This is a genomic window from Microbacterium phyllosphaerae, assembly GCF_050628115.1.
Taxonomy (GTDB): domain Bacteria; phylum Actinomycetota; class Actinomycetes; order Actinomycetales; family Microbacteriaceae; genus Microbacterium; species Microbacterium phyllosphaerae_A.
The window spans coordinates 37423-50403 of record NZ_CP192502.1 but is presented as its reverse complement, the minus strand read 5'-3'; the positions used below and the strand labels follow the sequence as shown (position 1 = coordinate 50403).

The window sequence follows — 12981 nt, the reverse complement described above, 5'->3', positions numbered from 1 at the left end:
GTCCTTGCTCAGTTCTTGCCGAAGGTCGGGTTGTGGGCGCCGCCGAGCGTGATGTGCACGCTCTGCTGGTCGGTGTAGAAGTCGATCGAGCGGTAGCCGCCCTCGTGGCCGAGGCCCGAGGCCTTGACGCCGCCGAACGGGGTGCGGAGGTCCCGCACGTTGTTGCTGTTCAGCCACACCATGCCGGCTTCGACGGACTGCGCGAAGTTGTGCGCGCGCTTCAGGTCGTTCGTCCAGATGTAGGCGGCGAGGCCGTACTTCGTGTTGTTCGCGAGGGCGAGCGCCTCGTCGTCGGAGTCGAACGGCGTGATCGCGACGACCGGACCGAAGATCTCCTCCTGGAAGATGCGGGCGTCGGGGGAGACATCGGCGAACACGGTCGGGGCGACGAAGTTGCCCGTATCGAACCCCTCCGGGCGGCCACCGCCGGCGACGAGGCGGCCCTCGGTCTTGCCGATCTCGACGTAGCTCATCACCTTGTCGTAGTGCTCGGGGTGCACGAGCGCGCCGACCTCGGTCGCCGGGTCGTGCGGGTAGCCGACCTTGACGCGCTTCGCCTGCGCGGCGTAGCGCTCGACGAACTCCTCGTAGATCGAGCGCTCGACGAGGATGCGCGATCCTGCGGTGCAGCGCTCGCCGTTGAGCGAGAAGACGCCGAAGATCGTGGCGTCGACCGCCGCTTCGAGATCGGCGTCGGCGAAGACCACCGCGGGCGACTTGCCGCCGAGCTCCATCGAGAGGCCCTTGAGGAACGGAGCCGCGTTGCCGAAGATCAGCTGCCCTGTCGAGCTCTCGCCCGTGAACGAGATGAGCGGCACGTCGGGATGCTTCACCAGCGCATCTCCGGCGTCCTCGCCGAGGCCGTTGACGAGGTTGAAGACGCCTGCGGGCAGTCCTGCCTCCTCGAAGATGCCTGCCCAGAGCGAGGCCGAGAGCGGCGTGAACTCGGCGGGCTTCAGCACCACGGTGTTGCCGGTCGCGAGTGCGGGGCCGAGCTTCCACGACTCCAGCATGAACGGCGTGTTCCACGGTGTGATGAGGCCTGCGACGCCGATCGGCTTACGGTTGACGTAATTCATCTGCTTGCCCGGAACCTTGAAGGCGTCGTCGGACTGGGCGACGATCAGGTCGGCGAAGAAGCGGAAGTTCTCGGCGGCGCGGCGGGCCTGGCCGAGAGCCTGCGTGATCGGGAGGCCGGAGTCGTACGACTCGAGTTCGGCGAGCCGGGCGTCACGCGACTCGACGATGTCGGCGATCCTGTGCAGCACCCGCGAGCGCTCGCGGGGGAGCATCCGCGGCCAGGGGCCCTCGTCGAACGCGCGCTTCGCTGCGGCGACGGCGAGCTCGATGTCGGCCTTCTTGCCGGCGGCGGCGGTCGTGTAGGTCTTGTTCGTCACCGGGTCGAGCACATCGAAGGTGTCGCCGTCGACCGAGTCGACGAACGCGCCGTCGATGTAGTGCTGGATGTGATCGGGCAGGTCGGCGGGGATGCGGGAATCGGTCATGACTCGTCTCCTGGGTTGTGGTGAGAACGTGCGTGGAGGGCATCGAGGAAGGCATCCCTCGTGCGAAGGCGGTGGTTGCGGGCGGCGAGCTCGATCTCGAGCGGGTCCGCACCCTTGCGGATCAGCCCGAGGATCTCGGTGTGCTCCTCGACCGAGTGCTGGGCACGCCCCGGCACGTACGCGAAGGTGGAATCGCGGATGCCGGAGAGCCGTGCCCACCCTCGGTGCACCAGGTCGAGCAGGTGCGGGTTCGGGCACGGCTCGAAGAGCAGCGAGTGGAACTGTCGGTTGAGCTCGGTGAACGCGTGCGCGTCGAGGTGGCCGAGCATCTGGATCATCCGCTCGTTGACCGCCTCGGCCGCGTCGAGCGCCTCAGCGTCGAGCAGCGGAGCGGACAATGCGGTGGCTGCGCCTTCGACCAGGCCCAGCGTCTGCATGGTGTGCGCGTATTCGCTCTCGTCGACGAGAGTGACGCGGGCGCCGACGTTGCGCTCGAAGGTCACCAGCCCCTCGGCCTCGAGGCGACGGATCGCTTCACGGACCGGAACGACGCTCATGCCGAGCTCCTCGGCCAGGGATCCGAGCACCAGGCGGTATCCGGGGCCGAACACGTGGCCCGAGATGCGCGAGCGGATCCAGGTGTACGCCTGTTCGGACTTGCTGGCGTTCGCGACGGTGGTCATGACCGGGACCCGCCCTCAGGTGGTGAGCCGGTGGCCGCCTCGTACTTCTCACGCCACGCGGCGTTGAGGGGGAACAGCCCGTCGACGGGGTGGCCGGCTGCGACCTGCTCGGCGATCCAGGCGTCTTCGACCTCCTGGGCGAGCGCGTCGTCTGCGACCTGTTCGGCGAGAGCCGGGGGGATCACGATGACCCCGTCGCCGTCACCCACGAGGATGTCGCCGGGTTGCACGGTGGCGCCGCCGCAGGAGATCGTGATGTCGGAGTCCCATGGCACGTGCTTGCGCCCCAGAACCGACGGGTGCGCGCCCTGGGAGAAGACCGGCAGTCCGATCTCGGCGACCGCATCGAAGTCACGCACGCCGCCGTCTGTGACGACGCCGGCCGCACGGCGGGCGACGGCGCGCAGGGCGAGGATGTCGCCGAGCGTTCCGGTCGTCGCGTCGCCACGCGCCTCGATCACGATGATCTCGCCCTCGTCGACGGCATCGAAGGTGCGCTTCTGGGCGTTGTACCCGCCGCCATGGCTCGTGAACAGGTCTTCGCGGAAGGGGACGAATCGCAGAGTCTTGGCCGTGCCGACGATCTTGCTGCCGGGGATGTTCGCTGAGACTCCGTCGATGAAGCACGCGTTATGGCCGCGCTTGCGCAGCTGCGCCGAGAGGCCGGCGGTCGGCGCCTCCATCAGCTTCGCGCGCAGCGCGGGGGAGAGCGCAGGAGCAGACTCCTCGGCGGGCAGACCGGCCTCCTCGCGCGACCCCCATGCCTCGGTGCGCTGCAGGTCGTCGACGGCCGGAAGTGATCCGAGATCGCCGTCGAAGGGCACGTCGCCCTGCGTGACCGTGGTCACGAGGCGGCCGGAGGAGGGGGAGCCTGCGGTCTCCGGAGCATCGACCTCGATCTCGACCACGTCTCCGGGCACGATCACGGAGGACCCGGCGGGCGTGCCGGTGAGGATGACGTCGCCCGGCTCGAGCGTGAAGTGCTGGGAGAGGTCGGCGACCAGCTGCGCGAGCGGGAAGATCAGCCCGGCGGTCGTGTCGTCCTGGCGCAGCTCGCCGTTGACCCAGGCGCGGACGCGAAGAGCCGCGGGGTCGACGGTGCGCGCGTCGATGAGCTCGGGGCCGAGCGGGGTGTACCCGTCGCCGCCCTTGGAGCGGACGTTGGAGCCCTTGTCGTTGGCGCGCAGGTCGTAGAGTCCGAGGTCGTTCGACGCGGTGACCCCGCCGACATGGGCCCAGGCGTCTTCGAGCGAGACGTTCCGCGCTGCGGTGCCGATGATCAGAGCGATCTCGCCCTCGAACGCGAGCAGCTCGGTGCCCGCGGGGCGTTCGACGGTGCCGCCGGAAACGCCGACGGAACTGGACGGCTTGAAGAAGTAGGAGGGGGATGCGGGCCTGCGCCCTCGCTGATCCGCACGTGAGGCATAGCTCAGGTGGATCGCGATGATCTTTCCGGGGCGGGTGATGGATGCCGTCACGGTGCGCCTCCTCGCGCTTTCATCGACGCCTTGTGCGTCGTATTCGAAATCATATATCATCGTGTCACCCCTCGGCAAGCAACTCGAATCACCTCGCGAGCGAGCCGTGACAATGCGGTCACAATCAAAGGAGACACCCCTATGAGCGGGCAGTCACACGTGGGTTTCACCCCCACCGGAACCATCGCGACGGCAGCCGACAGGCGTCGTGTCGTCTTCGCCACGGTCGTCGGCACCACCGTCGAGTGGTACGACTTCTTCATCTACGCCACGGCCGTCGGCTTGGTCTTCGGGCAGCTGTTCTTCGAGCCGCTGGGCGCGAACAGCGCCATCATCGCCTTCGCGACGGTGGGCGTCAGCTTCCTCTTCCGTCCGCTCGGGGCCTTCCTCGCCGGGCACTTCGGCGACAAGCTCGGGCGTAAGACCGTGCTCATGTGGACGCTGATCCTGATGGGGGCGGCGACCGCGCTCATCGGAATCCTGCCCACGTACGACGCGATCGGCATCACCGCGCCGATCCTGTTGGTGCTGCTGCGCATCATCCAGGGCATCTCGGCCGGCGGCGAGTGGGGTGGCGCGGTGCTGATGGCCGTCGAGCACGCCCCGCGCGCCAAGCGAGGGATCTTCGGCGCCTCGCCGCAGATCGGCGTGCCGCTCGGCCTGCTGCTCGCTTCGGGCGTCATGGCGCTCATGACGGCGATCGCGCCGGGCGAGCAGTTCGCGATCTGGGGCTGGCGCATCCCGTTCCTGCTCAGCGTCGTGCTGATCCTCGTCGGCTACTACGTGCGTCGCAAGGTCGAGGAGAGCCCCGTCTTCACCGAGCTCGCTGAGCGCAAGGAGAAGGCGACGATGCCGATCGTGCAGCTGTTCCGCAAGCACCTGCTGCTCGTGATCATCGCGGCGTTCGTGTTCGCAGGCAACAACGCCGTGGGCTACATGACGACCGGCGGCTACATCCAGGGGTACGCCACGAACCCCGAGGGGCCGATCGGTCTCGACCGTGGCGCAGTGCTCTGGGCTGTCGCCGGATCTGCGGTGACCTGGCTGCTCACGACACTCCTGGCCGGATGGATCTCCGACCGGATCGGTCGCCGCACCACCTACATCATCGGCTGGGCCATGCAGCTCGTCGGCGTCTTCACGCTGTTCCCGCTGGTCAACACGGGCGAGATCGGCCTGCTGTTCGCCGGTCTCGCGATCCTCACGATCGGCCTCGGATTCACCTACGGGCCGCAGGCGGCGCTGTACGCCGAGCTCTTCCCCGCCAGCATCCGCTTCTCGGGCGTCTCGATCTCGTACGCGATCGGTGCGATCGCCGGCGGTGCGTTCGCACCGACCATCGCGACCGCGATCGTGCAGGCGACCGGTTCGACGCAGGCGGTCACCTGGTATCTCGCCGGGATGACGGTCCTCGGTCTGATCGCCACACTGCTGCTGCGCGACCGGTCCGGAATCCCGCTGGGGCCGGACCATGAGGAGGAGCAATCTGTGAGCCCGATCTACGGCGTGGCCAGGGCCTGACCTCCTGCGCATCGCGCGGAGACACGGAGAACGCACGCTCGCATCCCGCGGGCGTGCGTTCTCGCTGTGCGGGGTTCAGCCCTCGAGTGCGTCGCGGATCGCGGATGCCGAGAGCCGGAGGCGGTCGGCGATCTCGGCGTCGTCGAGATCGGTCGCGACGTGCACCACGGCGATCGCCGCCGGGCGCTGACCGCGGAGAGCGAGTGGGACCGCGACCGACTGCACGGTGGGGATGACCTCGTCGTGGCTCGTCGCGAATCCGCGCGTGCGTGCCTCGTCGACCTCGACGCGCAGCGCGGCGCTCGCGTGGTCGGGCCATTCCGATGCGGCGAGCTGCGTCAGTATCGCCTTGCCCGGTGCGCCGACGGTCACGGAGTGGCGGGCACCAGGGCGCTGGGCGACGCTCGCGATCGCGTGCCGGGGCTCGATGCTCGCGAGTGTGATGCAGTCGTCGCCGTCGAGAACACCGAGGAAGCAGGTCATGCCGAGTTCGTTCGCGATCGCGGTGAGTTCGGGGATCGCCTCGGCCTGCAGGTCGTGGGCGACGCCGGCCGCGAGGGCGGCCATGCGCGGGCCGAGGGTGACGGAGCCCGAGCCGTCGCGCCCGATGAGTCGGTGGTCTTCCAGGGTGCGCAGCAGTCGGTAGGCGATCGAGCGATGCACGTCGAGCCGCGCGGCGATCTCGTCGATCGTGAGGGGAGTGCGCGCATCGGCGAGGACCTCGAGAATGCGGATGCCGCGGCTGAGCGTCTGCGAGGCCGGAGCGCTTTCGGGCATGAGTACTTCCTTGCGTTCGTCACCAGGTGCCTTTAGGCTGTGTTCAATAGTAGAACGTTGTGTTCGAATATAGAACACGAAGAGTTCGAAGGCAACACCTGACAGTGAAGTCCGGAAGGAATCGACGACGATGCAGTTCCACCACCACGGCTATGTCTCGGGAGACCCTCGCGTGAAGGATGCCATGGGCATCGGCACCGACCGTCCCGCAGACCTGCCAGACGAGATCGACGTCCTCATCGTCGGCTCCGGTCCCGCGGGGATGCTGCTCGCCGCCCAGATGTCGCAGTACCCCGACGTCTCCACACGGATCATCGAGAAGCGCGACGGACGACTCGTGCTCGGGCAGGCCGACGGCATCCAGCCGCGCAGCGTCGAGACGTTCCAGGCCTTCGGCTTCGCCGAGCGCATCGTCGCCGAGGCGTACAACATCGGCTGGATGAACTTCTGGGGTCCGAACCCCGACAGGCCGAGCGAGATCGTGCGCACCTCGCGCACGGCGGACTACGCCTACGACATCTGCGAGTTCCCGCACCTGATCGTCAACCAGGCGCGTGTGCTCGACTACTTCGCCGAGGCTGCTGCACACGGACCGGGCCGCATCGCCCCCGATTACGGCATCGAGTTCGCGGGCCTCACGGTGCATGACGAGGGCGAGTACCCGGTCGAGGTCGCGCTGCGATACGTCGCGGGGGAGCGGGCGGGCGAGGAGCGCACGATCCGAGCCAAGTACGTCGCCGGCTGCGACGGTGCGCGCAGCGGCGTGCGCCAGGCCATCGGACGCACGCACGTCGGCGGAAGCGCCGCGCACGCCTGGGGCGTCATGGACGTGCTCGTGAACACCGACTTCCCCGATTGGCGCACCAAGTGCGCGATCAACTCGGAGGCGGGCAACATCCTGCACATCCCGCGTGAGGGCGGATACCTCAGCCGGATGTACATCGACCTCGGCGAGGTGGCACACGACGACGACCATCGTGTGCGGCAGACGCCCATCGAGGAGATCATCCGCAAGGCGAACGCGATCCTGAGCCCTTACGTGCTCGACGTGAAGGAGGTCGCCTGGCACAGCGTCTACGAGGTCGGGCATCGGGTGACCGACGGGTTCGACGACGTGATCGACGGATCCGGTCGCACTCCGCGGGTGTTCCTCACCGGGGATGCCTGTCACACGCACAGTGCGAAGGCCGGCCAGGGTATGAACGTCTCGATGCAGGACGGCTTCAACCTCGGGTGGAAGCTCGGATCGGTGCTCACCGGGCGGGCGCCCGAGGCGCTGCTTGCGACGTACGGTGCTGAGCGTCGACCCGTGGCACAGCAGCTCATCGACTTCGACCGCGAGTGGTCGACTCTGATGGCGCGCAAGCCCTCGGAGATCACCGACCCCAACGACCTCGCCACCTACTACCTCGCCACGGCGGAGTTCCCCTCCGGCTTCATGACGCAGTACACGTCGTCGATGATCACGGGTTCCGACGCGCACCAGGCGCTCGCCGCGGGGTTCCCGCTCGGCAAGCGCTTCAAGTCGGCCGAGGTCGTACGGGTGGGCGACGGCAATGTCGTGCACCTCGGCCACCACGCGAAGGCAGACGGACGCTGGCGCGTCTATGCGTTCGGCGGTCGGGATGCCGCGACGCTCGACGCCTGGGCGTCGCAGGCGGGGCCGGCGCTGGCGCGCTTCACACCGGCGGATGCGGATCAGGATTCTGTCTTCGATGTCAAGGCGATCTACCAGCAGCCGTATGAGGAGGTCGAAGTCACATCCGCCCCCGCGTTGTTCCAGCCGAAGACCGGTCCGCTCGGGCTCACCGACTGGGAGAAGGTCTACGCCGCCGGGCCGTCGAAGTGGACGGAGACCGACATCTTCGAGGCGCGAGAGCTGTCACGGGACGGCGTCGTGGTGGTGGTGCGCCCCGACCAGTACGTCGCCGCGATCCTTCCGCTCGATGCCGTCGACGAGCTGACGTCGTTCTTCGAGGGAGCCCTGCTGCCCGCATCCTGAGCGCCCGCACCATGACACGTGTCATGGCAAGGAGATGACACCGCCCTCCGGCGCCGTCGTCGCCGCTCCGGAAGGCTGGACGCATGAACAACACCTCCGCGAGCAGGCCGGCGACGCAGGCACTCGCTCGTTCGGCATCCGAAGCCCCGAACCATGATCCGGTCGTGCTCGAGCTGCGCGGCGTCACGCGCCATTTCGGTTCGGGCGACAGCCGCGTGCAGGCCGTGGCCGGTGTCGATCTGTCGATCCGCCGGGGAGAGGTCGTGGCACTGCTGGGACCGAACGGCGCGGGTAAGACGACCACGCTCGACATGCTCCTGGGGCTCACGCAACCGAGCACCGGCAGCGTCCAGGTGCTCGGGGTCACGCCCGAGCGGGCGACATCGAGCGGCGCGATCGGGGCGGTGCTGCAGTCCGGCGGGCTGCTGGGCGACCTGACCGTGGGCGAGACCGTGCGCCTCATCGCCTCGCTGTACGGGGCAGAAGCCGCCGCACGCGTGCCCGAGGTCATGGCCCGTGCCGATCTCGAGCACCTCGCCCGCCGCCGGGTGTCGAAGTGCTCCGGTGGAGAGCAGCAGCGGGTGAAGTTCGCACTCGCGATGGTCTCGGACCCCGACATCCTCGTACTGGACGAGCCGACGGCAGGCATGGACGTCACAGCCCGGCGGCACTTCTGGGATGTGATGCGGGCGGATGCGGATGCCGGGCGCACGATCGTGTTCGCCACCCACTACCTCGAAGAGGCGGAGCAGTTCGCGCGCCGGACGGTGGTGATGCACCGCGGCACGATCGTCGCGGACGCCCCCACGGCGCTGCTGCGGGCGAGTCTGGGGGAGCGGAGCCTCTCCGCGACCATCGATCCGGCCGATGCGGCGCTCGTCGCGATGCTGAAAGACGAAGACGGCGTCGTCGACGTGCGACTGGACGGGGACCGACTGAGCCTGCGGGCAGCGGACTCGGACGCGGCCGCCCGCATTCTGCTCGACAACGGCGCCCACGACCTCGAGATCGCCGCCGCCACCCTCGAAACCGCCTTCACGGCCCTGACGGAGAACTGACATGCTCGTCTCACCCACCATGCTGCGCATCGAAGGCATCCGTCAGCTGCGCAACCCGTACACGCTCGCATTCACGCTGGCGATGCCGGTCGCGATGTACCTGCTGTTCGGTGCGGGAATGGGCTACGGCTCGCTCTCGGCCGGCCATGGGAACGTCTCCTTCTATGTGATGACTTCGATGGCCGCCTACGGCACGGCGGTCGCGATGAGCTCGCTGACCTCGCTCGCGGCCACTGAGGCCAAGCAGGGCTGGGGTCGTCAGCTCGCGATGACCCCGCTGACGACCGCAGGATACGCACTGACCAAGCTGCTCACATCCGTCGTCTTCGCTGCGCTGGCACTGGTGGCGGTCTTCTCCGCAGGCATGATGACCGGCGCGCAGGTCGAGGATGCCTGGCGCTGGGTCGCCACCGCGGCCATCATCCTCGGGATCGGCCTGATGTACGGGCTGTTCGGACTCGGCGTCGGCCTGTTCTTCAGCTCGGACTCCGCCGCGGCGCTGGCCTCGATCTCGATGACGTTCTTCGCATTCTTCGGCAATGTCTTCATGCCGCTCGACGGGGTGATGCTCGACATCGCCCGTTTCACGCCGCTGTACGGTTTCGTCGCTCTCAGTCGCTGGCCGTTGACCGACGGCGTCCTCACCACGGGGCAGACGGATGAGCTGTGGATGCTGTTCCTGAACGTCGTCGTGTGGCTCGGGCTGTTCGCGCTGCTGGTGACCATGGGTATGAAGCGTTCCCGGTCGCGGCAGTAGAAGCCCGGCCTCACCCTCGTCGATAGGTTGGACGGATGACGCAGCACTCGAAGCGGGGATCCTCGGAAGCATCCCGGCAGGCCCGGCAGTTCGCCGCTCTGGGGGCGCCGCCGGCCGCATGGTCGGCTCCGGGAGCGCGCGCCCCACGTCGACCTGTGGGGAAGGATCCCTGGTCGCGGTTCGGCTGGCTGATGGCCGTAATCTGGCTGGTCTTCCTCGTCTATCCGGTGCTGGCGCTGCTGCGCTCCGAGGCGCCGCCCGCGTGGATCGTCGTGGGCTGGATCGCGCTGATCGCCTTCGTGTTGCTGTACGTCACCGGCTTCATGCACGGGATGCGCGGCGGAGGCGGGTTGGGGCGACCGCCGTCTGCGCGGCAGTGGGTCACGTTCGCGCTCCTCATACTGTGTGCGCTGATCTCCGTGCCGGCAGAAGGCGGTTCCGCGCTCAGCTTCCTTCCGTTCATCATGTCGTTCGCCTCCTACGGACTGACGCGTGTGTGGCATTGGATCACGACGGTCGCCGCCCTGACGGTCGCGGCGCTGTGCGTCTTCCTGCTCCCCGGAGGTCTCAGCTATCTGTCGGTGCTGGCGATCATCGGACTCCTGGGCGTCGTCAACACGGTGTCGACCTGGCTCATCATCCGCTCGGGAGAGGCCGAGCAGCTCGGACTCGAGCTGGCGACGAGTGCGGGGCGCGAAGCCGTCGCACGCGACGTGCACGACCTGGTCGGCCACTCGTTGACGGTCGTCGGTCTCAAGGCGCAGCTCGTGCGCCGCCTCATGGACTCCGATCCGGAGCGCGCGAAGGCGGAGCTCGCCGACATCGAGCGGCTCACAGCCGAGGCGATCGCCGGGGTGAGGTCATCGGTGTCCGGTGCGCGGGCGACGACGCTCGTCGAGCAGCTCGCGTCGTCTCGGGAATCGCTGCGCGCGGCCGACATCGAGCTGCGGGTTCAGGGCGAGGCCGATGCCCTCTCACCGGTGCAGGCGATCACCGCGAGTTGGATCCTGCGTGAGGCGACGACCAATGCGCTGCGTCATTCCCAGGCTCGTACCGTGGGAGTGCTGTTCGCGCCCGGGCGGCTGGTGGTCGACGACGACGGGATCGGCATCCCTGAAGGCGCAGGTGACGGCACGCGTGAAGGCGCGGGCAACGGCATCCGTGGCATGCGCGAGCGCGCGGCGGCAGCAGGAGCGGGCTTCGTGATCGCCGGAGCGCGTGACGCCGACTGCTCGGGGACCAGGGTCGAGGTGACCTGGTGACGGCCGCGAGCGAGGGCGCAGGCATCCGTCTGCTGATCGCCGACGATCAGGCGCTGGTGCGCGGCGCACTGGGGGCACTGCTCGACCTCGAGCCCGACCTCACCGTGATCGGCATGGCATCAGACGGTGCAGAGGCGCAGCGGCTCGCGGAGGAGCTGCGGCCGGATGTGTGTCTGATGGACATCCAGATGCCGGGCATGGACGGCGTGGAGGCGACGCGTCGGGTCCGCGAGGCGAGTCCGACGACGCAGATCCTCATCGTGACCACCTTCGCGCGCCCCGGATATCTGCGGTCGGCCCTGGACGCCGGAGCCAGCGGGTTCATCGTGAAGGACACCCCCGCCGAGCAGCTGGCGGAGGCGGTGCGTCGGGTGCATCGCGGCGTGCGCGTGCTCGATCCGGCGCTCGCCGCAGACAGCCTGTTCGACGGCGCGAACCCACTGAGCGAGCGGGAGCGCCAGGTGCTCCGTCTCGCCGCGGACGGCCGATCGGCCGCTGCCGTCGCGGCCGAGGTGTTCCTGTCTGCGGGCACCGTGAGAAATCACCTCTCCGCGGCGATCGGGAAGACGGGCGCGGCGAATCGCGCGCAGGCCGTGCGCATCGCGCTCGACAAGGGCTGGATCTGACCCTCATCCCTCCGCAGCGGATGCGGCGCGCGCCCGCTGTGCCGCTGCCTGCTTCTGCCTGGCGAGCCAGGTGTGGTCGGCGATGGCAGCTCGGAGTTCGGTGGAGTAGTCCCTTCCTTCGGCGGGGTATCGGCGGAGGTTCCGCAGATGGAAGGGGGATCCATCGCGGTGGGGACCGCTGGCGTCGATGCGCCGGGCGAGGTCGGTGAGCCCGTCGCGGCCCGCTTCCCTGTACTCGCGGCGCTCGGCATGATCCAGGCGGATCAGGCACGAGTCGTCGACCATCGAGCTGATCGTGTAGCGCGAGTCGAGGTAGAGGTCGCCGTGCTGTTCGACCAGGAACCACGAGCCGGGCTCATGGTCGACGTAGCGCATCGCCTGTCGCGCTGCGGCGATGCGAGCGGCGTCGCCCCATCGCTCGACGGAAGGGATCGCCTCGTGGGGGCGTCGCAGTGCGGCATCCAACGTGTGATGGCCGAATGTCGGTGAGGAGTCGCGATACAGCGTCAGACACGCGACCCGACGGCACGCGGTGCAGGTGACCTGGCTCTCCACTCGCTCCAACAGGGCGGAGGCGTGCAGCGGTCGAAGGTCGGCGAGGGGCACAGGTGCGTCCCCGTTGGTGAGAACTCCGGTCTCGAGGCCGTCGACGAGACGGTGGATCGTGCCGTCCAGATCGAAGAGACCGTCCTCGGTGCGTGCGATCAGTTCGCGACACACCGGGCAGCCGTCGTGAGCCGGACGGCACGTGTCTTTCGGGTCGTCCATGGTGAAGGCCACCCGCTGCAGGTCACCGGCGCGGCGGCCCCCGTACTTCACGAACTCCGGCCGCAGATACGCGCCATCGAGCACGAAGTAGCGGTCGCCCTCTGCGAACCTCCACGGAACGTCGAAGCTCTCTGTGAAATCGGCGAAAGTCGCGCTGTCGTCGATCCCGGGGATCCACTCGGCCACGTCGAGTCCGCGCGGAGAGAACGGCGTGGGGGTGAGGTGCAGGATCACGGCGATGACGGCGTCGTCATGCAGCACGATCTCGCCACCGGATCCGAATCGCAGGTGCTGCGAGAGCACGGCCGGCTCCCCGATCCGATACGCGGCGGTCTCTGCAGGTCCGTCACCGAATGCAGCGATCAGAGCTCTCACGGCGATGTCGCCCTCCGGCATGCCGAGTGCCTCGAAGATCAGCTGCATCCGGTCATGCTCTCGTCGTCGCGTCACCGGACCAGTATCCGTCACGGGTGAGCAGACGCGCGGCTCGTCATCGGGGGTCGGGATGCGCCACCGCTCTGGCGGGTGTCGGTGGCCCCGCGTA

At 68.4% G+C, this 12981-nt stretch carries 11 protein-coding genes; 6 read left to right on the top strand and 5 right to left on the bottom strand.

The features are described 5' to 3' along the window. Nucleotides 1-8: 8 nt before the first annotated feature. From hpaE to ACQ4LY_RS00215, 3 genes are read right to left on the bottom strand one after another with little or no spacing between them, the layout of a single operon-like run. Nucleotides 9-1505 carry a 5-carboxymethyl-2-hydroxymuconate semialdehyde dehydrogenase gene (gene hpaE, locus ACQ4LY_RS00225; RefSeq protein ID WP_056309003.1) on the bottom strand — a complete coding sequence of 499 codons (1497 nt, stop codon included), beginning with the start codon at nucleotides 1503-1505 and terminating at the stop codon, nucleotides 9-11. Beyond that, on the bottom strand, nucleotides 1502-2188 hold the full coding sequence (locus ACQ4LY_RS00220) for a GntR family transcriptional regulator (RefSeq protein WP_431073964.1): 687 nt from the start codon (nucleotides 2186-2188) through the stop codon (nucleotides 1502-1504). The genes hpaE and ACQ4LY_RS00220 overlap by 4 nt, the downstream gene beginning before the upstream one ends. Further along, nucleotides 2185-3666: a fumarylacetoacetate hydrolase family protein gene (locus ACQ4LY_RS00215; RefSeq protein WP_431073962.1), complete on the bottom strand. Its 1482-nt coding sequence runs from the start codon at nucleotides 3664-3666 to the stop codon at nucleotides 2185-2187. The genes ACQ4LY_RS00220 and ACQ4LY_RS00215 overlap by 4 nt, the downstream gene beginning before the upstream one ends. Before the next feature lie 141 nt (nucleotides 3667-3807). Here ACQ4LY_RS00215 and ACQ4LY_RS00210 point away from each other — a divergent pair, with 141 nt between their 5' ends. Then, nucleotides 3808-5187 (top strand): MFS transporter, encoded by a 1380-nt coding sequence (locus ACQ4LY_RS00210; RefSeq protein WP_431073960.1) that lies wholly within the window; start codon nucleotides 3808-3810, stop codon nucleotides 5185-5187. A gap of 75 nt (nucleotides 5188-5262) precedes the next feature. On the opposite strand, the gene ACQ4LY_RS00205 is transcribed toward ACQ4LY_RS00210, so the two are convergent. Further along, nucleotides 5263-5964 (bottom strand): IclR family transcriptional regulator, encoded by a 702-nt coding sequence (locus ACQ4LY_RS00205; protein ID WP_431073958.1) that lies wholly within the window; start codon nucleotides 5962-5964, stop codon nucleotides 5263-5265. 130 nt (nucleotides 5965-6094) lie between these two features. Here ACQ4LY_RS00205 and ACQ4LY_RS00200 point away from each other — a divergent pair, with 130 nt between their 5' ends. From ACQ4LY_RS00200 to ACQ4LY_RS00180, 5 genes are all read left to right on the top strand, one after another. After that, a complete protein-coding gene (locus tag ACQ4LY_RS00200) occupies nucleotides 6095-7966 on the top strand; it encodes an FAD-dependent monooxygenase (protein ID WP_431073956.1) in 1872 nt (623 codons plus the stop codon). Nucleotides 7967-8049: 83 nt separating this feature from the next. After that, on the top strand, nucleotides 8050-9024 hold the full coding sequence (locus ACQ4LY_RS00195) for an ABC transporter ATP-binding protein (RefSeq protein WP_431073954.1): 975 nt from the start codon (nucleotides 8050-8052) through the stop codon (nucleotides 9022-9024). 1 nt (nucleotide 9025) lies between these two features. Next, entirely contained in the window at nucleotides 9026-9781 is a 756-nt protein-coding gene (locus ACQ4LY_RS00190; protein WP_431073952.1) for an ABC transporter permease, read from the top strand. 191 nt (nucleotides 9782-9972) lie between these two features. Then, nucleotides 9973-11043 (top strand): sensor histidine kinase, encoded by a 1071-nt coding sequence (locus ACQ4LY_RS00185; protein ID WP_431073950.1) that lies wholly within the window; start codon nucleotides 9973-9975, stop codon nucleotides 11041-11043. After that, a complete protein-coding gene (locus ACQ4LY_RS00180; RefSeq protein ID WP_431073948.1) occupies nucleotides 11040-11669 on the top strand; it encodes a response regulator in 630 nt (209 codons plus the stop codon). The genes ACQ4LY_RS00185 and ACQ4LY_RS00180 overlap by 4 nt, the downstream gene beginning before the upstream one ends. 3 nt (nucleotides 11670-11672) lie before the next feature. Here the strand turns inward: ACQ4LY_RS00180 and ACQ4LY_RS00175 are convergent, their stop codons facing one another. Continuing rightward, complete coding sequence (locus ACQ4LY_RS00175) at nucleotides 11673-12887, bottom strand: hypothetical protein (protein WP_431073947.1); 1215 nt, start codon at nucleotides 12885-12887, stop codon at nucleotides 11673-11675. Nucleotides 12888-12981 lie beyond the last annotated feature (94 nt).